This is a genomic window from Dysosmobacter sp. Marseille-Q4140 (genome assembly GCA_018228705.1).
Taxonomy (GTDB): domain Bacteria; phylum Bacillota; class Clostridia; order Oscillospirales; family Oscillospiraceae; genus Oscillibacter.
Genome location: CP073694.1, coordinates 2,971,758 through 2,992,210 on the forward strand (window position 1 = coordinate 2,971,758; position 20,453 = coordinate 2,992,210).

The following is a 20,453-nucleotide window of genomic DNA, read 5'->3' on the forward strand; positions in this document are numbered from 1 at the left end:
GCAACCCCCATTTTCCAAAAGTTTTCCCCGGGGGAAAATTCCGCCCCGGCCTTTACAAACCGGAACGGATGTTCTATACTGGAGAAAATATGCTGAAAGGAGGGAAGCGCTATGCGGGGAAGGCCCGTCAGCTGCTGCTTCACCGGCCACCGGCCCGCCAAGCTGCCCTGGCGCCATGATGAGGATGACCCCCGCTGCGTTGCCCTGAAGAGGCGTATCCGCGATGCGGTGGAGGCCGCCTATGCCGAGGGCTACCGGCACTTCCTCTGCGGCATGGCAATGGGGTGTGATCTGTATTTTTGCGAGTGTGTGCTGGCGCTGCGGGAAGGGCATCCCGACGTGAGTGTGGAGGCTGCCATCCCCTGTCCCACCCAGGCGGACGCCTGGCCAGCGGACCAGCGGGAGCGGTACGCCCGGCTGGTGGCCGCCTGCGACTATGAGACGGTGGTGTCGGCCAAATACACCTCCAGCTGCATGCAGCGGCGGGACCGGTACATGGTGGACCACGCTTCACTGCTGATCGCCGCCTTTGACGGCTCCCCCGGGGGCACACAGTATACGGTGCAGTATGCCATGAGCCGTGGACTGGATATCGCGGATCTGCCGGTGACGATAGATTCTGACAGGGAAGGTGTAAAATCGGAATGACCGTTCCTGTACGCCGGGTCGAACAGAAGCGTGACAGGAGGAACGATCCCTGCCGGGCCAATTCCGGGCGGCGCAGCCGCTTCGGCCCGAAACGTCAAATACCCGGCGGATCCAGGGGCTTTTCCGGGTGCCTTCCGGATACACGTCTTTCCGGGGAACGATGGGAGGGAGCGCGCGGCTGTGCTTGTCCGTTGTGACGCCGTGTCGCGCTCTGGCGAAAGGGGCAGATCGGAGGCGGATGTCCCAAAGTTCTTTCGGGAGCGGCTTGTGACAGGGACGCGGACATGAACGGCACGGCAGGCGCCGGGCGCGGTGATCGCGCCCGGCGCTGTTTTGCGCCCGGACCGGGGCTTGCGGCGGCAGGGCGGATATGCTATCCTGAGGGGGAGCAACCTGAGATTGCGGAACTTCCATAGCCGGTTGCTGGACAGCAACCGGTCCGTTTGGTAGCATGGAACCATCCAAACTGAAGGGAGCGAACCCATGACATTCGGAGAAAAGTTGCAGGCCCTGCGCCAGAGCGCCGGCATGAGCCAGGACGCCCTGGCGGAGCGGCTGGATGTGAGCCGTCAGGCGGTGAGCCGCTGGGAGCGGGACGAGACCATGCCGGAGACAGACAAGGTGGTGGTCCTGGCGGACATTTTTGGCGTCACCACCGACTATCTGCTGCGGCCCCAGGCTGCGGAGCAGCCGTCCGCGGAGGAGCATCCGCCCCGCAGCAGCCCCACCCAGGCTCAGCGGGATACCATCAGCCGCCTGGGGTATCTGGTCAAGACCAAGGGCTATCTTCTGGGCTGGGTGCTGATCGCCTGGGGCGCGCTGGACCTGTTGGCCCTGGCGCTGATGGGCCTGGGCGTACTGAACTTTATATTCTGGTAAAGGAGGATGGGGTACAGATGAGTCCGATGGGAGGCATGCTGGGGATGGGGACCATCCTTCTGATCCCGGTGGTGTATGCGGTGCTGAAGATTATGGCAGGCGTTCTGGTGCTTCACTACGGAAAGCGGTACGCGGAAAAGGTGAAGCGGGAGGAGGGACAGGAATGAGCTCGATCTTCTGGGGATTTTTCCTGGTATTTGTGAATTTCAATCTGACGGTGAATGGCCATGTGCTGAACCTGCTGCCGCCTTTTGCGGGATATCTGCTGGTGATGAAGGGCTGCCGGGAGCTGGAGGGGGAGAGTAGCCTCTTCGCCTCCATCCGGCCTTTCGCCCTGGGCATGGCCGTGTATACGGGTATTTTGTGGCTGGGGGACCTGCTGGCCGTCACCGGTCAGGGCAGCTGGCTGACGGTGCTGCTGGGCCTCGCGGCTCTGGCGGTGTCGCTGTACGTGTCCTGGGCGGTGGTCCAGGCCATCCGGGATACGGGGGGCCGCCGGGGGGCGGATCTGAACAGCGCCTCCCTAAAAACCGGCTGGACGGTGCTGGCCGTGGCCCAGGTTGCCTCCTGGATCCTGGCGATCCTGGGCTCCCTGCTGGCGCTGATAGGCGTGATCGCGGGCCTGGTGGGCATCGTCTGGTTCCTGGCCGCCCTCTGGCGCAGCCGGAAGCTCTTTGAGGCCCTGCCGCCTCCTGGCGGCGCGGCCATGGACTGACGACGGGAAGGAAGCGATGGGATGGAGACGGTGCTGCCTCTGGCGCGGCTGGAGGAGATGCAGGCGTACATGGACCCGCGGGTCCTGCGCCATATCCACGAGGGACAGAGTGAGGCCTTCGAGGGGTTTGAGGGCTTCGACCTGATCGCCTTCGACTGGTACGACGTCCGCAGCGACCGGACGGAGGACGCCCGGTTCCTGCTGTATCTGGACCAGGAGCGCCTCCTGTGCTTCTGCGGGGAGGAGCGGGGCCTGACACGGGCCCGGGAGATCTTTGCCGCTTTGGAAGAGGAACCTCTCTCCCGGGAGCAGCTGCTCCACCGCTTCTTCGTCCGGCTGCTGATGGGGGACATGGACCACCTGGACGCCCTGGAGGGGGAGATCGCCGACGGCGAGGACGCCGTTCTGGCCCGGCCCGACGCGTCCAGCCTGGCGCAGATCGCCGCCTGGCGGCGGGAGCTGCTGCGGCTGCGGCGGTACTATGAGCAGCTGGACTCCATCTTCCGGGAGTTGGCGGACAATGAAAACAGCCTGCTGGGGTCCGAGACTGCCCGCCGCTTTTCCAACCTGGGCAACCGGACCGAGCGGTATCTCAATACCGTCCAGGACCTGCGGGAGTCCGTGGCCCACCTGCGGGAGGCCTACCAGTCCCAGCTGTCCATCCGGCAGAACGACCTGATGAAGGTGTTCACGGTGGTGACGGCGGTGTTCCTGCCCCTGACCCTTCTGACCGGCTGGTACGGCATGAACTTCGCCGCCATGCCGGAGCTGCGGTGGCGCTACGGCTACCCGGCGGTGATCGGCCTGAGCGCGGTCATCGTGGGGGCGCTGCTGTGGTGGTTCAAGCGGAAAAAGTGGCTGTGAGGCCTTGTAAAGCCGGTCGAAACGTGGTAGGATGAGCCCATCAAGTTCATAGATTGTGGACCGGGGAGCTTGTTGCAACAGGCTGAGAGGGCGCTGAGAGCGCCGACCCGTGACCTGATGTGGGTAATGCCAACGTAGGGAGCCGTCAATGACCGACGCGCGGGGAGATCTCCGCGTACCAGCGCCTTCCCGGCAGCCCGGGAGGGCGCTTTTTTCATGCCGCCCGCCGGTCCGCGGTCAGATCGACAAGGAGGAAGTTCATCATGCTGCAACTGTTCGTCAATGCCGAGGGCGGCCTCACCACCGCCGGATACGTCCTCAGCGGGGCTTTGATGGCCCTGTTCCTGCTGGCGGGTCTGGCTCTGTCCGGCGGGAAGGAGAGCCGGGGCATGAGCGCCCGGCACCTGGCCTACTGCGCCATGGCGGTGGCTCTGGCCTATGTCACGTCCTTTATCAAGCCCTTCGAGATGCCCTACGGCGGGTCCGTAACCCTGCTGAGCATGCTGTTCATCGTGCTGATCGGCTACTGGTACGGCGTCCGCACCGGCGTGCTGGTGGGCCTTGCCTACGGTGTGCTGCAATTTTTGCAGGAGCCCTACTTCCTGACGCTGTTCCAGGTCTGCTGCGACTATGTGTTCGCCTTTGCCGCCCTGGGCCTTTCCGGCCTGTTCCGGGGAAAGAAAAACGGCCTGGTGATCGGCTACATCGCGGCGGTGCTGGCCCGGGGCTTTTTCCACTCCCTGGGCGGATACCTCTACTGGATGGACTACATGCCGGAGAATTTCCCCCAGTCTCTGAAGGCGGTGTACCCCATCGTCTACAATTACAGCTACCTGCTGGCGGAGGGGATCATCACGGTCATCGTGCTGAAGGTGCCCGCAGTCAGCAAAGCCCTGGATCGGGTGAGCCGCAGCGCGGTGCGGTAAGCACTGTCCCCGCCGGTTCCCTCACACAGAAAAACAGGCCGCCCCGACGGGGCGGCCTGTTTTGACGCCGATCTATTTTTTGCAGCCCCGGCAGTGGGCGCAGTCCCCGCCGCAGCCGGGATGCCGGCGGCAGGACCGCAGGGCGAAGAACAGCCACACGCCCAGGGCCAGAAGGATCAGAAGTTCCATCGGGTTCCCTCCTTACAGGATCAGCAGCGCCAGCCGGTATACGATGAAGGCCACCGCCCAGGCGATCACGCACTGGCTCAGGGCCACGCCCGCGGCCTTGACGCCGGAGCGCAGCTCCCGCCGCACCGCGCTGATGGCGGCGACGCAGGGGGTGTACAGCAGCGTGAAGGCCAAAAAGCCCGCGGCGGCCGCCGGAGTGAACAGCGTCCCCAGGGCGGCGGCGCCCACATCCGTGCCGGAGCCGGTGAGGATGCCCAGGGTGGAGATGACGGACTCCTTGGCGATGAAGCCGGTGATGAGGGCCGTGGATACCCGCCAGTCCCCGAAGCCCAGGGGTGCGAACACCGGCGCCAGGATGGCACCCACCGTGGCCAGCAGGCTCTGGGCGCTGTCGGCCACCAGGTTCAGCCGGGTGTCGAAGGTCTGGAGGAACCAGACGATGATGGTGGCCACAAAGATGATGGTGAAGGCCCGGGTCAGGAAGTCCTTGGCCTTGTCCCAGCACAGCTGCCCCACGCTCTTGAGGGAGGGGAAGCGGTAGTTGGGCAGTTCCATGACGAAGGGCACCGGGTTTCCCTTAAAGGCGGTGGCGCCCAGGACCTTGGCGGCGATGATGCCCACCAGGATGCCCAGCAGGTACAGCCCGATCATCACCAGAGCGGCGTACTGGGGGAAGAAGGCGGCGGTGAACACGCCGTAAATGGGGATCTTGGCCGAGCAGCTCATGAAGGGCGTGAGGAGAATGGTCATCCGCCGGTCCCGCTCCGAGGCCAGGGTCCGGGTGGACATGATGGCGGGCACGGAGCAGCCGAAGCCGATCAGCAGCGGCACGATACTCCGGCCGGACAGGCCGATCTTCCGCAGCAGCTGGTCCATGACGAAGGCCACCCGGGCCATGTATCCGGTGTCCTCCAGAATGGACAGGAAGAAGAAAAGAACCACTATAATGGGTAAAAAGCTCAATACACTGCCCACTCCGGCGAACACGCCGTCGATGACCAGGCTGTGGACCACCGGGTTGAGGCCGTAGGCCGTGAGCCCTGCGTCCACGGCGGCGGTCAGGGCGTCGATGCCTGCCGCCAGCAGGTCCGACAGCACCGCGCCGATGACGTTGAAGGTCAGGAAGAAGATGGCCAGCATGATGCCGAAGAACAGCGGCAGAGCCAGGCAGCGGTTGGTGACGACCCGGTCGATGGCTTCGCTGCGCTGCCGCTCCCGGGAGGCATGGCATTTAACCACCGTGCCGGCGCAGACACTCTCGATGAAATTATACCGCATATCCGCCAGGGCGGCGTTGCGGTCCATGCCGTGCTCCGCCTCCATCTCCTGGACGCTGTGCTCGATCAGCTCCAGCTCGTTCTGGTCCAGCTCCAGCCGGGCGCGGATGTCCTCGTCGCCCTCGATCAGCTTGGTGGCGGCGAAGCGCACCGGGATGCCGGAGGCCTCGGCGTGGTCCTCGATCTGGTGGACCACCGCGTGGATGCAGCGGTGGACCGGTCCGGGGGAGCAGAAGTCGTATACCTTGGGGTAGTCGCGGTTTTTCGCCGTGGACACGGCAATGCGGACCAGCTCGTCCACGCCCTGGTTCTTCACGGCGGAGACGGGCACCACCGGGATGCCCAGGGCCTGGCTGAGGCCCTTGACGTCGATGGTGCCGCCGCTGCCGGTGACCTCGTCCATCATGTTCAGGGCCAGCACCATGGGGATCCGCATCTCCATCAGCTGCAAGGTCAGATACAGGTTCCGCTCGATGTTGGTGGCGTCGACGATGTTGATGATGCCGTCGGGCCGCTGGTTCAGGATGAAGTCCCGGGTGACGATCTCCTCCGGCGTGTAGGGCCGGATGGAGTAGATGCCCGGCAGGTCCACCACGGTGCAGTCCTTCTGTCCCCGGATGGCGCCGGACTTCTGGTCCACGGTGACGCCGGGGAAGTTGCCCACGTGCTGGTTGGAGCCGGTGAGCTGGTTGAAGAGGGTGGTCTTGCCGCAGTTTTGGTTTCCGGCCAGCGCGAAGATCACGGCTTGCTCACCTCCACGGTAATGTTCCGGGCGTCCTCTTTCCGCAGGGACAGGGAATAGCCCCGGACCCGCAGCTCGATGGGGTCACCCAGCGGGGCTACCTTCTCCACCCGGACCACGGTCCGGGGAATCAGCCCCATATCCAGCAGATGGCAGCGAAGGGCATTCTCGCCGCCCACGGCGGTGATGACGGCCTCCTGCCCAAGGGGCAGCATATCCAGTGTCATATGGTATTCCTCCCAAAAGTTAGCTTGCTCTAACACTTTGAGTTTACCACTGCTAACTCCCTGGGACAAGCGGGAATGGGCACAAAAGCGGAGAAACTTGGCGGCAGGAATTGTGCAACTTCCATAGCCCTCTCCGGTTTTGTCTTGACAGCACCCGGCGCCGCCATGGTATACTGGCGAAGAGGTGAACGATATGCTGACATTCAATCATTTTAATTTTAATGTGTCCGATCTGGACAAGTCCCTGGCCTTCTACAAAGAGGCGCTGGATCTGGAGCCGGTGCGCCGGAAGGAGGCGGCCGACGGCAGCTATGTCATCGTCTTTCTGGGCGATGGCAAGACCGATTTCCGCCTGGAGCTGACATGGCTGCGGGACCACCCCCAGAAATACGATCTGGGAGAGTGCGAGTTCCATCTGGCCCTGCGGGCTGACGACTATGAGGCGGCCCATGCCCGCCATGCCCAGCTGGGATGCATCTGCTTTGAGAATCCGGCCATGGGGATCTATTTCATCTCTGATCCGGACGGCTATTGGATCGAGATCATTCCCACACGGTAAATAGGACGCGGGAGCGGCAGCGCTCCCGCGTTTTTCGGATTGCGCGGGCAGACGGTATGTGTTACATTGAAAAAGGATACAGGGGAAATTTGTGTGGGCGCCCATAACAGATAAAGAGGAGAGAGAACGATGAAAAGAGGGTTCGTGCTGATGATGGCCGCGGCAATGGTCTTGGGAATGACCGCCTGCGGCGGAGGGGAGGCCTCTTCCGAAGGCCGTATTGGAGACACGATGGAGACCTATTTCTTTGACTTTACCATTAACAGCGCCAGTCTGACCGGCGAATACGCGGGCCGCACGCCGGAGCCGGGGAACGCGCTGCTGGTGGCGGAGGTGACGGTGAAGAATACCTACCGGGAGAGCATCGAGATGTACGACACGGACTTCCAGCTGGGATGGGGAGACGCGGAGGAGGATTACTGCTACCCCATTACCACGGACCCGGAGACTTATGAGGAGCTGGAGCCGGTGGGTGAGGCGCAGCTGCCCGGCACCTATCAGCTGGCTGTGGACGAGGAGCGTACCGGTGAGCTGGTGTATGAGGTCCCGGCCGGTCAGGCGGATTTCTCCATCGCGTATCTTGAAATGTTTGACGACGGCACCGAAGAGGGAGATACGGGGGATTCCTACTTTGTATATTTCACCGCCCGGGAGAACGCCGCGGCTTCCGTGTGAAAACGATCAAAACAAGAACAGCGCCGCCGCGGTTTTCGCGGCGGCGCTGCTGCGCGCTGAGGGGAGGCTGAGACGCTTCCGACTTCCGCAGGAGGGTTTTCTGGCGCTATGCTGAGGCGGACCGGTGTCAAACTGTGGAAAAAGGGGCGGGGCCGTCAGGCCCCGCCCCTTTGGGCAGATGCAGCGGATTTACCACACCAATGTGGCGAAATAGTCCTCGATGGTCTCCGCCCGGCGGATCAGCTCCACAGAGCCGTCCTCCTTCAGCAGCAGCTCGGCGGAGCGGAGCTTGCCGTTGTAGTTGTAGCCCATGGCGTGGCCGTGGGCGCCGGTGTCGTGGATCACCAGCAGGTCCCCCATGTCGATCTTGGGCAGCATCCGGTCTACGGCGAACTTGTCGTTGTTCTCGCACAGGCCGCCGGCCACGTCGTACTTGTGGTCGCAGGGGGCGGTCTCCTTGCCGCAGACGCTGATGTGGTGGTAGGCGCCGTACATGGCGGGCCGCATCAGGTTGCAGGCGCAGGCGTCCACGCCGATATACTCCTTGTAGATGTGCTTTTCGTGGATGGCCCGGGTGACCAGATGGCCGTAGGGGGCCAGCATGAACCGGCCCAGCTCCGTGTACAATGCCACGTCGTCCATGCCGGCGGGCACCAGGATCTCTTCGTAAGCTTTACGGACGCCCTCGCCGATGGCGGCAATGTCGTTTTCCGGCTGCTCCGGCCGGTAGGGGATCCCGATGCCGCCGGAGAGGTTGATGAAGGTGATGTGGACGCCGGTCTCCTTCTTCAGATCCACCGCCAGCTGGAACAGGATCCGGGCCAGGGCGGGATAGTAGTCGTTGGAGAGGGTGTTGGAGGCCAGAAAGGCGTGGATGCCGAACTCTTTGGCGCCCATTTCGGAAAGGCGGGTGAAGGCCTCGGCAATCTGGGCGCGGGTCATGCCGTACTTGGCGTCGCCGGGGTTGTCCATGACCTGGAAGCCCTCCCGGGTCTCGCCCAGGGTGAACACGCCGCCGGGGTTGTAGCGGCAGCAGATCTTCTCGGGGATGGTGCCGATGGCCTCGGCCAGATAGTCTACCAGGGTGATGTCGTCTAGGTTGATGACGGCGCCCAGGCGGTGGGCCAGCTGGAATTCCCCGGCGGGGGTGTTGTTGGAGGAGAACATGATGCCCTCCCCGGTGACGCCGCACCTCTCCGCCATCAGCAGCTCGGCTTCCGAAGAGCAGTCGCAGCCGCAGCCCTCCTCCTTCAGGAGCTTCAAAATGGCGGGAGTGGGGGTGGCCTTCACGGCGAAGTACTCCCGATAGCCGGGATTCCAGGCGAAGGCGGCCTTCAGCCGCCGGGCGTTTTCCCGGATGCCCCGCTCGTCGTAGATGTGAAAGGGAGTGGGGTACCGGGCGGCGATGGCCTCCAGCTGATCTTTGGTGACAAAGGGTGTTTTCATGGGAACGACCTCGAATCTTTGATGAGAAGTGGCGGCCGCGGCGGCCGCGAACAGACTTTTATTTTACGGTGCGGATGCTGCCGCTGTCAAGAAATTTGGTGAAAAATGGCGGAGAGGGGAGCAAATTTTCCGGCAAGGAGCCGCTCTGCCGGGGACAAGGGCTATTCTCCCCAAAAAACAGCCCTTGTTTTCACCGTTGGGCCGTATTACAATGAAAACCGTCAAGAAAAACGCATGGGAGGAATGAACCGTGAAGAAGATCACCGTGGACGCCCTGGGCCAGCAGTGCCCCATCCCCGTGGTGAAGGCCACCCGGGCCCTGAATGAGATGACCGAGCCGGGGACGCTGGAGGTGCTGGTGGACAATGAGATCGCCGTGCAGAACCTCCAGCGGATGGCCTCAGGCCGCCACCTGACGGCCAAGGCCGAGAAGCTGGGGGAGGGCCGGTTCTCCGTCACCGTGGAGGTGGCGGACCCGTCTGCCGGTGCCGCGGTGCTGGAGGAGCCGGAGCTCAGCTGCACGCCCGACGCCCGGGGAGACTTCCTGGTGGCGGTGGATACCGATGTTATGGGCCGAGGCAGCGACGAGCTGGGAAAGACCTTGATGAAGGGCTTCCTCTTTGCCGTCAGCCAGCTGCCGGTGCTGCCCAAGACCATGCTGTTTTACAATGGCGGTGCCCACCTGACCGTAGAGGGCTCCGCCTGCCTGGAGGACCTGAAGAACCTGGAGGCCCAGGGGGTGGAGATCCTGACCTGCGGCACCTGCCTCAATCACTACGGCCTGACCGATAAGCTGGCCGTGGGCGGCGTCACCAATATGTACACCATCGTGGAGAAGCTGGCCGGGGCCGGGAAGGTGGTCAAGCCGTGATCTACCTGGACAACGCCGCCACCACCCGTCCAAAGCCGCCGGGTGTGGCTGAGGCGGTGGCCCGGGCCATGGCCGACTACGGCAACTGCGGCCGGGGCGCCCACGACGACGCTCTCTCCGCCGCCCGGACCGTCTACGCCGTCCGCCGGAAGGCAGCGGCCCTGTTCGGCTGTCCCCGGGCGGACCGGGTGGCCTTCACCCAGAATTCCACCCACGCCCTGAACATCGCCATCTCCGGCCTGCTGGGGCCCGGGGACCACGTGCTCTCCACGGACCTGGAGCACAACTCCGTCCTCCGGCCATTGTACCGACTGGAGGAGCAGGGGGCGGCGGTGGACTTCGTGCCCGCGGACCGCAGCGGCCGCCTGGACTACGGCGCCTTCGAACGGCTGCTGCGGCCCCAGACCCGGGCCGTGGTCTGCACCCACGCCTCCAACCTGACCGGGGACATGGTGGATATTGACTTTGTGGGGAACTTCTGCCGCGCACACGGGCTGCTGTTCATTCTGGACGCCTCCCAGACGGCGGGAGTGTTCCCCATCGACATGGAGAGGCAGCACATCAGCGCGGTGTGCTTCACCGGCCACAAGGGCCTCATGGGCCCCCAGGGCACCGGCGGGCTGTGCGTGGGGGAGGGCGTGGAGATCCGGCCCTTCGCCGTGGGCGGCACCGGGGTGCAGAGCTTTTCCCAGACCCAGCCCATGGAGTATCCCACCCGGCTGGAGGCCGGTACCCTCAACAGCCATGGCCTGGCGGGCCTGGGCGCCGCCCTGGATTTCCTAAATGCCACCGGACCGGAGACCATCCGCGCTCATGAGGACGCCCTGGCCCGGCGGTTTTACGCGGGCGTGCGGGACCTGCCCGGCGTGAAGGTATACGGCGACTTCGCCGCGCCCCGGCGGGCAGCCATCGTGTCGCTGAACATCGGGGAGGAGGACTCCTCGGAGATCGCCGACGAGCTGGCGGAGCGGTTCTCCATCGCCACCCGCCCCGGGGCCCACTGTGCGCCCCGGCTCCACCGGTGCCTGGGCACCGAGGACCAGGGGGCCGTCCGCTTTTCCTGGTCCTGGTTCAACACCGAGGCCGAGACCGACGCCGCCGTCGCGGCGGTGGCCGCCCTGGCGGAGGAGGCCCGCTGATGCGGCAGAGATGTGAGCGGTGCGTCATCACCTTTCCCACCACAACGGCGGCCATGGAGATGGAGAGCGCCTGCGCCGCGGCGGGCGCGCCGGGGCGGCTGATCCCGGTCCCCCGGGCCATCACCGCCGGCTGCGGCATCTGCTGGGCGGCACCGCCGGAGAGCCGGACGGCTCTGGAGGAGCTGGTGATGGAGCAGGGCATCCCGATCGACGGCATCTATTCCGTGATGATGTGAAGGAGGTGGCCTCATGGCGGCCAACTGCGACGAGTGCGTCTATTACGATTACGACGAGGAGCTGGAGGCATACTGCTGTACCATGGACCTGGACGAGGACGAGATGGAGCGGTTCCTCCGGGGCGTCAACGACGCCTGTCCCTTTTATCGGCGCGGGGACGACTACGAAACTGCCCGGCGGCAGTGAGCTAAGGAGAAGAGCATGGAACTGGTGGATCTGTACGATGAAAACCGTGTGCCCCTGGGTAAGACTGCGGAGCGCTACGGCAGAAAAGGCCCGGGGGAATACCGGACGGTGGTGCATGTGTGCGTGTTCAATCAGGCGGGGCAGCTGCTGATCCAGCAGCGCACCCAGAGCAAGCACATCTGGCCCGGCAAGTGGGACGTGACCGTGGGCGGCGGTGTGGACGCCGGAGAGACCAGCCGCCAGGGCGCGGAGCGGGAGGTCCGGGAGGAGCTGGGCCTGGACCTGGACCTGAGCGGCCTGCGGCCCTCGGTGACGGTGAACTTCGACGGCGGCTTCGACGACTTCTTCCTGCTGGAGCGGGAGGTGGAGCTTTCCGCCCTGCGCCTCCAGGAAGAGGAGGTGGCCCAGGTCCGCTGGGCGGACTGGCCGGAGGTAGAGCGGATGCTGGATGACGGGGAGTTCATCGTCTATCCCAAGAGCTTCCTGCGGTTTTTGTTCGATATGCGGGGGACCTTCGGCTTCCCCACCAAATAAAAATCAGGGGGTGCCGTCTGCCGCGGCGCCCCCTGATTTTCTCTTGCACTTTGTCGAAATTTGTCATATGATAGGAACGGAAATAATAAATGCGGCGGCCGTGGCGTGCTGGCACACCCCACGGCCATACGTAGAGTGTGCACGCACTCATACATAGCAGCAAAAGCTGCTCCGCAAGTACATTATAGTGGCTTTGTCCGCTTTTTACAAGCGGGAAAAGGCACTTGATTTTGCTGCGGTCGCATTTTGTCTACCTGACAAGACGTGGTGTATGGGGAACACTCATACGCTGCGTCTATTATTTCTGCCGGAGAGCCGGAGGGGGGCGCGGCTCCCTTCCGGCGGACCCGGTGGAGCCATCAGGAAAGGAGCGGACAAGATGCGGTCGCGACGAATGTTCATGGGACAGGCCGCCCCTGCACCGGCGGAGGAGGCGAGCCATGGCGGCGGAGGCTGAGAGGGCCACGGTGGACAGTCTGCTGGGGTTCTCCCTGCTGGACTACCTGGCATTCCGCTGCGGGTGTCTCTGCCTCTCTGATCTGCGGTACGTCTGCCGGCAGCGGCTGGCATGGACGCTGGAGACCGTGCCGGTGAAGGCGTTTTCCCGGAAGAGCTGGGAGCAGGCCCTGGCCTACCTCACCGGAGAGACAGCGGAGGATCCCCGCCCGGCGCTCTTGCGGGCGCTGCGGTCATGAAGAACGAGGAACGGCAAAAGCCGTTCCTCGTTCTTTTACGCGTCCTCTTCCTCCAGCAGGTGCATGATGGACACCTCGTAGGCCACCCGGTCCTGGATGCCGGACTCTGTGACCTTGCGGTAGAGGCGGCTTTGGACCCGGCCCTCCAGGGACAGCGGGTCCCCCACCTGGAGCCCGGCGCACCGGGCGGCCACCTGTCCCCAGGCGATGGCGGGCAGATAGTCCGCCCGGCCGTACCGCCGGGGCACCGCCAGCATCAAATCGCAGATGCTGCGGCCCAGAGGTGTCCGCCGGTACACCGGCGGCTTGCAGACGGCGCCGCAGAGCCGGATGTGGTTCTGGGGCCCGCCGTCTCCCGCTTCCGCCTCCTGGGCGTAGACCGTCAGTACCAGGCGGCTGCCCACGCCGCTGCGGTTGTTGAATGAGCGCAGCTGGCCCTGGATCCGGACCGGGTCCCCCGGTCCCAGCGGCAGCAGCCGGTCCTCCGGCAGCAGCACCGGCAGCACGTCCGCCTGGCCGGAGAGGCGGGGCACCTCCAGGGAAAAGCGATAGAACCGGGCGCCGTGGTTTTCGTGGGACAGGGCGGGGGCGTCCTGGGCCGTGCCCGCCAGCAGGACTTCATTGCAGGTCTCAGTTGTCATGGGGTCCACCTCTCGTTTGTGATGGTCCATTGTATGAACAGCCCGTCCCGGATAGACCGGAAATTTTCCGCCCGGCCCGGGGTTGTACGGAGGCGGATTTGCGGATATAATACAGCCATCATCAAACACGGGAGGACGACCGCCCATGGCGAATCTGCTGGATTATCTGGACTGGCGGGGGGACCTGACCCTGGCCCAGGCCCCTTTCAACGAGGTGGACAATCTCATTTTGGCGGAGGTGTCCTTTGTGGATTTTGGCGGCATCGTGCCGCCGCCGGGCATGGGGGAGAGCGTACCGCTGCGGACGGCGGCAGAGGCCTTCTTCGCCCGCTTTTCCCAGGGCGAAAAAATCGACATGGGGGTCCTGGTGCCCGACGCCATCCCGGAGATGCTGCGGAAGATGGCGGAGTCCCGCCGCTTTGGGGACATGGGTCTCAACTGCTTTGTGGATTGGCTGGACGCGGAGCGGGGAGAGCAGTTCGCCGCCCTGGCTGTGGAGACCGGGGACGGGCGGGTGTACCTGTCCTTCCGGGGTACCGACGATACCCTGGCGGGCTGGAAGGAGGACTTTGACCTGTCCTGGCTGCCGGAGGTGCCCGCCCAGAAAAAGGCCGCCCAGTATACGGCGGAGGTGGCCCGGCAGTATCCCCGGCGGCGTCTGCTCCTGGGCGGCCACTCCAAGGGCGGCAACCTGGCGGTGTACGCCGGGGTGTTCTGCCCGGCGGCAGTCCAGCGGCGGATCGACACCGTCTGGTCCAACGACGGCCCCGGCTTTCGGGACGATTTCCTGGACCTGCCCCAGCACCGGCGGCTGGGGGACAGGATCGTCTCCATCGTGCCCAAGTCCTCGGTGGTGGGGATGCTGCTGGAGCACGAGGAGGACTATACCGTGGTGGACAGCGACCAGCTGGGCTTCCTGCAGCACGACGGCTTTTCCTGGCAGGTGATGGGAGACCATTTCCTCACGCTGCGGCAGGTGACCCGGCAGGCCCACCTCAGCGACCTGGAGCTTCGCGCCTGGGTCCGGACCATGACGCCGGAACAGCGGGGGAAGTTCGTGGAAGCCATGTTCACGGTGCTCTCCGCCTCCGGCGCCGCTACGCTGACGGATCTGAAGGCGGACAGCTTCAAGGCCGTGGGCGCCATGGTCCGGGCTATGAAGGACCTGGACAAGGAGACCCGGGACGGCCTGCTGAAGTTCATGGGCTTGCTGTTCCGCAGCAACCTGCTGCTGACCCTGGAGGGTATCCAGGAGGAGTCGGGGAAGCGGGGGTTCCGCTGGGGCCGGAAAAAGCACCGGCCGGAAGAAGAGGAAGCGTAAGAAACAGCGCGGAGGGCATTTTCCCCTCCGCGCTGTGCATAGAATGGGCTGTATGGACCAGACTGCGGCTTAATAGGCGGCCTCCATGGCCTTGATCTGCTCGTAGAGCCAGTCGTTCACCGGCGTGGGGACGCCATGCCGGGCCCCCAGACGGCGGATGGTGCCGGCAAAGAGCTCCACCTCGCTGGGGCAGCGGGCCTTGCCGTCCTGGCGCATGGAGGGCTCCCCGTCCGGCGGGAAGCTGTCGATGATGGCGACCCAGCTGTCGATATCCGCCTGGGACAGGGCCACGCCCTCGGCGGCGGCCACTGCCACCACCTCCGCCATGGCGCCGGTCATGGTGTCCCGGGCCCTGCCGGGGACCTGGAGTCCGCCGTAGCCGCACTGGAACACCAGGGCCGCCTGGTTGCAGCCGGTGTTGCACAGGAGCTTGCTCCACATGTGGGTGCGGATGTCCGCGGGCAGGGAGTAGGCGAAACCGATGGCGTCAAAGAAGGCGGTGAGCCGCTCCAGCGGCGCCCGGTCCGCCCCGGCGGGCAGGCCAACGGCCAGCTCTCCGGTGGGATCGCAGAAGGCCCGGTTGCCCTCCTTTTTGGCGGACATCTTCTGGGCCACGCACCAGATCACCTTCTCCGCGCCGTAGGCCCGGCCCAGCACCTCCTCGCTGGCGATGCCGTTGAGGACCGACAGCACGAGGGTGTCCGGCCCCACCAGATGGCGGCAGGTCTCCACAGCCGCATCCAGTCCGCCGAACTTCACGGCGAAGAGCAGCAGATCCACAGGCTCTGTGACCTGAGCGGCGTCGGCGTACTGGAAGTCGCACAGATTGCCGTTGTACCAGATGCCCTCCCGGCGGTAGCGCTCGGTCCGGTCATGGTCCGCCAGCACCAGGACGCGGTCCTTTCCCAGGGCGCGGGTGAACTGGTCGGCGTACAGCACGCCCAAAGCGCCCAGGCCGATGACGCCCACAGTTTGGATGGGTTTCATATGATTGCCTCCTTTGTGAAGAAAAAAGCGGCGGGTGTTCCGCCGCTTTTGGTGTTTACGCGATCCGGGCCAGCCACTTCAGGTCGTAGGGCTCAAAGACCACCTTTTCATAGGCGTCCACATCCAGCGGGGTGCCGTCCCAGTCGGAGTGGATGTCGCCGTTTTGCTTGATGAGGATATCGTACAGAATGTCGTAGGTGACACCGTTGACAGGGTCGGTCTCCACGATGGTGGAGTAGGGCAGGGTCTTGTGATAGGTCAGCTCCATGCCCTTATAGTCGAAATGGAAGCCGCAGCGCATCCGGCAGCCGTCCAGCCCCGTGTACCGGGCCACCTGCTTGAGATCCTGGAGGATCTTGTCGCCGTCCTCGTCGTAGAGGTTCTCCGGCGTGGTGGCGGTGTAGTCAAAGCGGAACTGGATGGAGGCGCCGGGGATCTGGTGGAACCGCTCCATGTAGGGAACCAGATTCTTGGCCGGGTAATTCTTGTACAGCACGCAGTTGATCCGGAAGGGCACCGGGAGCTTGGCAAGCAATCCGTCGTTGGACTCCACCACATAGTGCTGCATGTGGCGGGAGACGTTGATGCAGGTGATCTTGTGCTTGTTGCGCTCGGCAAAGGCCAGGATGTCGGCCTCGGACTGGTGCTCGGACACCGGCAGGGTGGTGTTGATATAGACCTTGTGGGTGGTGGGGATGCAGTCCAGCATGGTCTGCAGGGACTTGAGGTCCGCGAAGGGCTCCCCTCCGGTAAAGACGAAGTCGCAGTACGGAGTGATGGCGTCCATCCGCCGGATGCTCTGGCAGATCTTCTCCGCAGAGAAGCCGGTCAGGTCCGCGTACTCGCCTTTATTGATGCAGAAGGGGCAGTTGTTCTTGCAGTCATAGGGGACGAAGATCGTCACCGTGGCGCCGCCTTCCCGCGTCTTGTAGGGATGTGTCATGATCCATCGGCCTTTCCTAAAAGTGGTTGTACGGTCTTAAAAATAGAACGGGCGGATGCCCGTAAATATTATGGCCGGTTAATTATTTTAATGGATTTTTTTCGGAAGGTCAAGAGAAAAAGAGAAATTCCCCCCTGGAAAATTCCCAAAATTCCGGAAATTCCGACCGGAAAGGAGGGACTGTACAGCCATCGGGAAAAATGCTATAATACCATGACTTACAGAAAGGAGGCGGATGCAGCATGGAAGCCACGCTGACGGCGCCTTTTCAGGCGGCTCTGGATGCGGCGACGGGCCTGCTGGCTGCGCACCCGATGATTGGGGAGTGGTACATGGCCTTTGTCCGCTTCCTGTTTCCCGCGCTGGCAATTTTGATTTTGTTCCGGGCGGTACAGTCGCTGCTGCGGATCCCCCACACCCCCGAGACCTGGGCCCAGCTGAGCCTGCCCAACGGCACGGCCCTGCCCCTGACCCATTGGGAGAACATCCTGGGCCGGGGCAAGACGGCGGACGTGCAGCTGAACTACCCCAGCGTCTCCCGCCAGCACGCGGCGCTGTGCCGGGGGGAGGACGAGAGCTGGACCCTCTACGACCTGGATTCCAAGGGCGGCACCGCCGTCAACGGCGAGCGGGTGGAGGGCTCCGCCCCGGTGAAGCTGGGAGACACCATCTCTCTGGGCGGTGTGCCCCTGGTGTTTTTGCCCCAGACCGTGGCGGAGCGGGAGAACCTGGAGGCCCGACGCAAGGCGGAGCGGCCCGCGGCCATCTGGCCCTCCTTTTTGTGGCTGACGGTGTTCCAGGTCCTGGCCTGCCTGCAGCTGATCGCGGCGGCGGGCCAGGAGGCCTCCGCCGCCATTCCCCTGGCATTTCTGGGGCTGACGGCGGTGATGTGGGTGTACTTCGCCGCGCTGCGGGCCACCCGCTGCGTGGGGTTCGAGCTGGAGACCATCGCCTTCTTCCTCTCCACGCTGTCGCTGTCGGTGACGGCCTCCAGCGCGCCGGGGAGCCTGTTCAAGCAGTTTTTGGCGGTGCTGCTGGGGCTGGTGCTGTTTTTGGTGGTGGGGCTGTTCCTGCGGGACCTGAGCCGGGTGCAGAAGATCCGCTGGCTCATGGCCGCCGGGGCCATCGGCCTTCTGGGCATCACGCTGGTGATCGGCAGCCGCAAATACGGCGCCGTCAACTGGATCTCCCTGGGCGGTTTTTCCTTCCAGCCCTCGGAGATCGCCAAGATCTGCTATATCTTTGCCGGCTCCGCCACGCTGGAGCGGCTGTTCCGCCGGCGGAACCTGACGCTGTTCATTGTGCTGACCGGTGTTTGCATCGGGCTGCTGGGTCTGATGAGCGACTTCGGCACGGCGGCCATCTTCTTCGTCACCTTCCTGGTGATCGCCTACCTCCGGTCCGGGGACTTTGCCACGCTGTCGCTGATCTGCGGCGCGGCGGTGTTCGGCGCCGGGATCATCGTCAAGTTCAAGCCTTACATCCTCAGCCGCTTCGCCACCTGGGGCCACGCCTGGGAGGCGGCCTCCACCACCGGCTACCAGCAGACCCGCACCATGTCGGCGGCGGCCTCCGGCGGCCTTTTGGGCATGGGTGCCGGCAACGGCTGGCTCCACAATGTGGCCGCGGCGGACACGGACCTGGTGTTCGGGATGCTGTGCGAGGAGTGGGGACTGCTGATCGCCGTGCTGGCGGTGGGATCCATCGTGACCCTGGCCTTCTTCGCCGCCCGGGCAGTCCGGGTGGGCCGGTCCAGCTTCTATACCATCGCCGCCTGCGCGGCGGCGTCGCTGTTGGTGTTCCAGACCTGCCTGAACGTGTTCGGCTCTGTGGACCTGCTGCCCCTGACCGGCGTCACCTTCCCCTTCGTCTCCAACGGCGGCTCCGCCATGCTGTCGGCTTGGGGCCTGCTGGCCTTTTTGAAGGCCACTGACACCCGGGAGAACGCCAGCTTCGCCATCCGGCGCTTCCAGCAGCGGCGGTTGACTCAGGAGGCCCGCCGCCGGACAGAGCCGGTGGGGGATCCCTTCGGGGCGGATGCGGAAAAGGAGGACGGCCATGAAGAAAATTGAACGCCGGGCCATCCTGTGCCTGATCCTGGCGCTGCTGCTGGCGGCGGGGCTGGGTGTGTTTCTGGTGAAGTATTTTGTCAGCGGCGGCAGCTGGGCCTCCTCGGCCTTCAACCGCCACCTGTATAACTCCAGCGGCGAGCTTGCCAGCGGCACGGTGCTGGACCGGGACGGGGACGCCCTGAGCTGGGTGGAGAACGGCAAGCGCACCTACTACGACGGCTCCACCGTCCGCAAGGCCACCCTCCACGCGGTGGGAGACCTCCAGGGCAGCATCGGCACCGGCGCCCTCAACGCCTTTGCCGACAAGCTGACCGGGTACAGCCTGCTCAACGGCGCCTCTGGCGCCCAGCAGGGACGGGAGCTGTACCTCACCATCGATGCCCGCTACAACTACGAGGCCTATGAGGCGCTGAACGGAAAGGCCGGCACCGTGGCGGTGTACAACTACAAGACCGGCGAGATCTTGTGCATGGTCTCCGCTCCCAGCTACGACCCTCTGAATGTGCCGGAGGATATCCTGACCAACGACCGCTACAAGGGCGCGTATCTCAACCGCTTCCTCTCCTCCACCTTCACCCCCGGGTCTGTGTTCAAGACCGTGACCCTGGCGGCGGCCATCGAGGAGATGGCGGACCTGTTCGACCGGACCTGGGACTGCCAGGGCAGCGTCCAGATCGGGGACGAGACCATCGTCTGCTCCGGTACCCACGGCCAGCAGGACATCAACGCCGCCTTCGCCAACAGCTGCAACGTGGCCTTCGCCCAGATCGCCCAGGAGCTGGGCGGCTCCACGCTGAAGAAGTACACGGAGCAGGCGGGCCTGACGGACAGCTACTCCGTCAGCGGCCTGCCCACCGCCTCCGGTACCTTCTCCTTTGACGGCATCACCGACGGGGAGCTGGGCTGGGCCGGCGTGGGCCAGCATCAGGACCTGGTGAACCCGGCGGCGCTGATGGTGTACATGGGAGCCATCGCAAACGGCGGCAAGGCCGCCGAGCCCTACCTGATCCTCAAGACCACCGGCGTCCTGGGCCTGCCGTCCCTGCCCCATCTCACCGGCCGCACCGGACGGCTGGTCTCCGCGGACACGGCGGCCACCCTGGCGGATATGATGGCCCACAATGTGGAGGCCACTTACGGCACCAGCCGCTTTCCCAATATGGATATCTGCGCCAAGTCCGGCACCGCCGAGGTGGGCGCGGACCAGCAGCCTCACGCGTGGTTTGCCGGGTTCCTGCGGAATGAGGAGGCCCCCTACGCCTTCGTGGTGCTGGTGGAAAACGGCGGCGGCGGCAGCTCCGTGGCGGGCACCGTGGCCGGAAAAGTGCTGAACGTCATTGTCAACGGATACTGATGCAAAAGGAGCGCATATATGAAAAAAGGCTTTTTCCTGACCACCGTGCCGCAGCTGCAAAAGGGTGCCATCGTCTCCGCAGCGGGCTTTGCACTGTTCGTGGCAGCCTCTGCCCTGGTGCCGGCTCTGTCCGGATGGGTGGCCCTGGTGTTTGCCGGGGTATCACTGTATGTGTTCTGGTCACTGGTGCTGGTGGCCGGACGGGAGAAGGGCGTCGTGGGCTATTCCCTGGCCTGGGGCCAGGGGGCGGTGACGCTGATGCTGTGCGCCTGTGCTGTGCTGTCTGTCAAAGAATGGCTGGGCCTGTGAGGTGAAAAAGGACCGGC

24 protein-coding genes and 1 riboswitch are annotated in these 20,453 nt (G+C 64.5%); of the genes, 18 read left to right on the forward strand and 6 right to left on the reverse strand.

The features are described 5' to 3' along the window. Nucleotides 1–111 precede the first annotated feature (111 nt). The 6 genes from KFE19_14875 (at nucleotide 112) to KFE19_14900 (ending at nucleotide 4,032) form a co-directional block, all read left to right on the forward strand. Nucleotides 112–648, forward strand: a complete 537-nt coding sequence (locus KFE19_14875) for a DUF1273 family protein (GenBank protein QUO37625.1) — start codon at nucleotides 112–114, stop codon at nucleotides 646–648. A 483-nt stretch (nucleotides 649–1,131) separates the two neighbouring features. Then, on the forward strand, nucleotides 1,132–1,527 hold the full coding sequence (locus tag KFE19_14880) for a helix-turn-helix transcriptional regulator (GenBank protein ID QUO37626.1): 396 nt from the start codon (nucleotides 1,132–1,134) through the stop codon (nucleotides 1,525–1,527). Nucleotides 1,528–1,544: 17 nt separating this feature from the next. Continuing rightward, complete coding sequence (locus tag KFE19_14885) at nucleotides 1,545–1,694, forward strand: hypothetical protein (protein QUO37627.1); 150 nt, start codon at nucleotides 1,545–1,547, stop codon at nucleotides 1,692–1,694. Further along, nucleotides 1,691–2,242 (forward strand): hypothetical protein, encoded by a 552-nt coding sequence (locus KFE19_14890; GenBank protein QUO37628.1) that lies wholly within the window; start codon nucleotides 1,691–1,693, stop codon nucleotides 2,240–2,242. The genes KFE19_14885 and KFE19_14890 overlap by 4 nt, the downstream gene beginning before the upstream one ends. Before the next feature lie 21 nt (nucleotides 2,243–2,263). Next, nucleotides 2,264–3,106: a hypothetical protein gene (locus KFE19_14895; GenBank protein QUO37629.1), complete on the forward strand. Its 843-nt coding sequence runs from the start codon at nucleotides 2,264–2,266 to the stop codon at nucleotides 3,104–3,106. Nucleotides 3,107–3,157: 51 nt separating this feature from the next. Continuing rightward, nucleotides 3,158–3,264, forward strand: a riboswitch (TPP riboswitch). A 105-nt stretch (nucleotides 3,265–3,369) separates the two neighbouring features. After that, nucleotides 3,370–4,032: an energy-coupled thiamine transporter ThiT gene (locus KFE19_14900; GenBank protein QUO37630.1), complete on the forward strand. Its 663-nt coding sequence runs from the start codon at nucleotides 3,370–3,372 to the stop codon at nucleotides 4,030–4,032. Nucleotides 4,033–4,233: 201 nt separating this feature from the next. On the opposite strand, the gene feoB is transcribed toward KFE19_14900, so the two are convergent. Continuing rightward, the gene (gene feoB, locus KFE19_14905; protein ID QUO37631.1) at nucleotides 4,234–6,240 is read right to left on the reverse strand and encodes a ferrous iron transport protein B; all 2,007 of its coding nucleotides are present in this window, start codon (nucleotides 6,238–6,240) and stop codon (nucleotides 4,234–4,236) included. After that, a complete protein-coding gene (locus tag KFE19_14910; protein ID QUO37632.1) occupies nucleotides 6,237–6,467 on the reverse strand; it encodes a ferrous iron transport protein A in 231 nt (76 codons plus the stop codon). The genes feoB and KFE19_14910 overlap by 4 nt, the downstream gene beginning before the upstream one ends. Nucleotides 6,468–6,660: 193 nt before the next feature. Here KFE19_14910 and KFE19_14915 point away from each other — a divergent pair, with 193 nt between their 5' ends. Further along, nucleotides 6,661–7,026: a VOC family protein gene (locus tag KFE19_14915; protein QUO37633.1), complete on the forward strand. Its 366-nt coding sequence runs from the start codon at nucleotides 6,661–6,663 to the stop codon at nucleotides 7,024–7,026. Between the two features lie 129 nt (nucleotides 7,027–7,155). Then, a complete protein-coding gene (locus tag KFE19_14920; protein QUO37634.1) occupies nucleotides 7,156–7,701 on the forward strand; it encodes a DUF4352 domain-containing protein in 546 nt (181 codons plus the stop codon). A gap of 189 nt (nucleotides 7,702–7,890) precedes the next feature. On the opposite strand, the gene KFE19_14925 is transcribed toward KFE19_14920, so the two are convergent. Next, on the reverse strand, nucleotides 7,891–9,147 hold the full coding sequence (locus tag KFE19_14925; protein ID QUO37635.1) for a diaminopimelate decarboxylase: 1,257 nt from the start codon (nucleotides 9,145–9,147) through the stop codon (nucleotides 7,891–7,893). A 250-nt stretch (nucleotides 9,148–9,397) separates the two neighbouring features. On the opposite strand from KFE19_14925, the gene yedF reads away from it, so the two are divergent. From yedF to KFE19_14955, 6 genes are all read left to right on the forward strand, one after another. Further along, nucleotides 9,398–10,018, forward strand: a complete 621-nt coding sequence (gene yedF / locus KFE19_14930) for a sulfurtransferase-like selenium metabolism protein YedF (protein ID QUO37636.1) — start codon at nucleotides 9,398–9,400, stop codon at nucleotides 10,016–10,018. Continuing rightward, on the forward strand, nucleotides 10,015–11,157 hold the full coding sequence (locus tag KFE19_14935) for an aminotransferase class V-fold PLP-dependent enzyme (protein ID QUO37637.1): 1,143 nt from the start codon (nucleotides 10,015–10,017) through the stop codon (nucleotides 11,155–11,157). The genes yedF and KFE19_14935 overlap by 4 nt, the downstream gene beginning before the upstream one ends. After that, nucleotides 11,157–11,393 carry a DUF3343 domain-containing protein gene (locus KFE19_14940; protein ID QUO37638.1) on the forward strand — a complete coding sequence of 79 codons (237 nt, stop codon included), beginning with the start codon at nucleotides 11,157–11,159 and terminating at the stop codon, nucleotides 11,391–11,393. Before KFE19_14935 ends, KFE19_14940 begins: the two co-directional genes overlap by 1 nt. Before the next feature lie 13 nt (nucleotides 11,394–11,406). Continuing rightward, complete coding sequence (locus KFE19_14945; GenBank protein QUO37639.1) at nucleotides 11,407–11,580, forward strand: hypothetical protein; 174 nt, start codon at nucleotides 11,407–11,409, stop codon at nucleotides 11,578–11,580. Nucleotides 11,581–11,595: 15 nt separating this feature from the next. Then, nucleotides 11,596–12,114, forward strand: coding sequence for an NUDIX domain-containing protein (locus KFE19_14950; GenBank protein ID QUO37640.1), 519 nt, complete (start codon nucleotides 11,596–11,598; stop codon nucleotides 12,112–12,114). 440 nt (nucleotides 12,115–12,554) lie between these two features. Then, on the forward strand, nucleotides 12,555–12,809 hold the full coding sequence (locus KFE19_14955) for a hypothetical protein (protein QUO37641.1): 255 nt from the start codon (nucleotides 12,555–12,557) through the stop codon (nucleotides 12,807–12,809). 35 nt (nucleotides 12,810–12,844) lie between these two features. On the opposite strand, the gene KFE19_14960 is transcribed toward KFE19_14955, so the two are convergent. After that, a complete protein-coding gene (locus KFE19_14960) occupies nucleotides 12,845–13,450 on the reverse strand; it encodes a single-stranded DNA-binding protein (GenBank protein QUO37642.1) in 606 nt (201 codons plus the stop codon). Nucleotides 13,451–13,595: 145 nt separating this feature from the next. Here KFE19_14960 and KFE19_14965 point away from each other — a divergent pair, with 145 nt between their 5' ends. Next, a complete protein-coding gene (locus KFE19_14965) occupies nucleotides 13,596–14,771 on the forward strand; it encodes a DUF2974 domain-containing protein (protein ID QUO37643.1) in 1,176 nt (391 codons plus the stop codon). Between the two features lie 69 nt (nucleotides 14,772–14,840). Here the strand turns inward: KFE19_14965 and KFE19_14970 are convergent, their stop codons facing one another. Then, a complete protein-coding gene (locus KFE19_14970) occupies nucleotides 14,841–15,758 on the reverse strand; it encodes a ketopantoate reductase family protein (protein QUO37644.1) in 918 nt (305 codons plus the stop codon). A 55-nt stretch (nucleotides 15,759–15,813) separates the two neighbouring features. Next, entirely contained in the window at nucleotides 15,814–16,701 is an 888-nt protein-coding gene (locus KFE19_14975; protein ID QUO37645.1) for a hypothetical protein, read from the reverse strand. A 242-nt stretch (nucleotides 16,702–16,943) separates the two neighbouring features. Between KFE19_14975 and KFE19_14980 the strand changes: the two genes are divergently transcribed. The 3 genes from KFE19_14980 to KFE19_14990 are packed head-to-tail and all read left to right on the forward strand — an operon-like array spanning nucleotide 16,944 to nucleotide 20,436. Next, complete coding sequence (locus tag KFE19_14980; protein ID QUO37646.1) at nucleotides 16,944–18,773, forward strand: FtsW/RodA/SpoVE family cell cycle protein; 1,830 nt, start codon at nucleotides 16,944–16,946, stop codon at nucleotides 18,771–18,773. Continuing rightward, on the forward strand, nucleotides 18,760–20,127 hold the full coding sequence (locus KFE19_14985; GenBank protein QUO37647.1) for a penicillin-binding protein: 1,368 nt from the start codon (nucleotides 18,760–18,762) through the stop codon (nucleotides 20,125–20,127). Before KFE19_14980 ends, KFE19_14985 begins: the two co-directional genes overlap by 14 nt. Nucleotides 20,128–20,145: 18 nt before the next feature. Continuing rightward, a complete protein-coding gene (locus KFE19_14990; protein QUO37648.1) occupies nucleotides 20,146–20,436 on the forward strand; it encodes a hypothetical protein in 291 nt (96 codons plus the stop codon). The last annotated feature ends 17 nt before the right edge of the window (nucleotides 20,437–20,453 follow it).

Excerpts from the sequence above, each read along its gene's own strand:
- KFE19_14875 (QUO37625.1), top strand. The coding sequence starts at position 112 with ATGCGGGGAAGGCCCGTCAGCTGCTGCTTCACCGGCCACCGGCCCGCC.
- KFE19_14880 (QUO37626.1), top strand. The coding sequence starts at position 1,132 with ATGACATTCGGAGAAAAGTTGCAGGCCCTGCGCCAGAGCGCCGGCATG.
- KFE19_14885 (QUO37627.1), top strand. The coding sequence starts at position 1,545 with ATGAGTCCGATGGGAGGCATGCTGGGGATGGGGACCATCCTTCTGATC.
- KFE19_14890 (QUO37628.1), top strand. The coding sequence starts at position 1,691 with ATGAGCTCGATCTTCTGGGGATTTTTCCTGGTATTTGTGAATTTCAAT.
- KFE19_14895 (QUO37629.1), top strand. The coding sequence starts at position 2,264 with ATGGAGACGGTGCTGCCTCTGGCGCGGCTGGAGGAGATGCAGGCGTAC.
- KFE19_14900 (QUO37630.1), top strand. The coding sequence starts at position 3,370 with ATGCTGCAACTGTTCGTCAATGCCGAGGGCGGCCTCACCACCGCCGGA.
- KFE19_14910 (QUO37632.1), bottom strand. The coding sequence starts at position 6,467 with ATGACACTGGATATGCTGCCCCTTGGGCAGGAGGCCGTCATCACCGCC.
- KFE19_14915 (QUO37633.1), top strand. The coding sequence starts at position 6,661 with ATGCTGACATTCAATCATTTTAATTTTAATGTGTCCGATCTGGACAAG.
- KFE19_14920 (QUO37634.1), top strand. The coding sequence starts at position 7,156 with ATGAAAAGAGGGTTCGTGCTGATGATGGCCGCGGCAATGGTCTTGGGA.
- KFE19_14925 (QUO37635.1), bottom strand. The coding sequence starts at position 9,147 with ATGAAAACACCCTTTGTCACCAAAGATCAGCTGGAGGCCATCGCCGCC.
- KFE19_14940 (QUO37638.1), top strand. The coding sequence starts at position 11,157 with ATGCGGCAGAGATGTGAGCGGTGCGTCATCACCTTTCCCACCACAACG.
- KFE19_14945 (QUO37639.1), top strand. The coding sequence starts at position 11,407 with ATGGCGGCCAACTGCGACGAGTGCGTCTATTACGATTACGACGAGGAG.
- KFE19_14950 (QUO37640.1), top strand. The coding sequence starts at position 11,596 with ATGGAACTGGTGGATCTGTACGATGAAAACCGTGTGCCCCTGGGTAAG.
- KFE19_14955 (QUO37641.1), top strand. The coding sequence starts at position 12,555 with ATGGCGGCGGAGGCTGAGAGGGCCACGGTGGACAGTCTGCTGGGGTTC.
- KFE19_14960 (QUO37642.1), bottom strand. The coding sequence starts at position 13,450 with ATGACAACTGAGACCTGCAATGAAGTCCTGCTGGCGGGCACGGCCCAG.
- KFE19_14965 (QUO37643.1), top strand. The coding sequence starts at position 13,596 with ATGGCGAATCTGCTGGATTATCTGGACTGGCGGGGGGACCTGACCCTG.
- KFE19_14970 (QUO37644.1), bottom strand. The coding sequence starts at position 15,758 with ATGAAACCCATCCAAACTGTGGGCGTCATCGGCCTGGGCGCTTTGGGC.
- KFE19_14975 (QUO37645.1), bottom strand. The coding sequence starts at position 16,701 with ATGACACATCCCTACAAGACGCGGGAAGGCGGCGCCACGGTGACGATC.
- KFE19_14980 (QUO37646.1), top strand. The coding sequence starts at position 16,944 with ATGGAAGCCACGCTGACGGCGCCTTTTCAGGCGGCTCTGGATGCGGCG.
- KFE19_14985 (QUO37647.1), top strand. The coding sequence starts at position 18,760 with ATGAAGAAAATTGAACGCCGGGCCATCCTGTGCCTGATCCTGGCGCTG.
- KFE19_14990 (QUO37648.1), top strand. The coding sequence starts at position 20,146 with ATGAAAAAAGGCTTTTTCCTGACCACCGTGCCGCAGCTGCAAAAGGGT.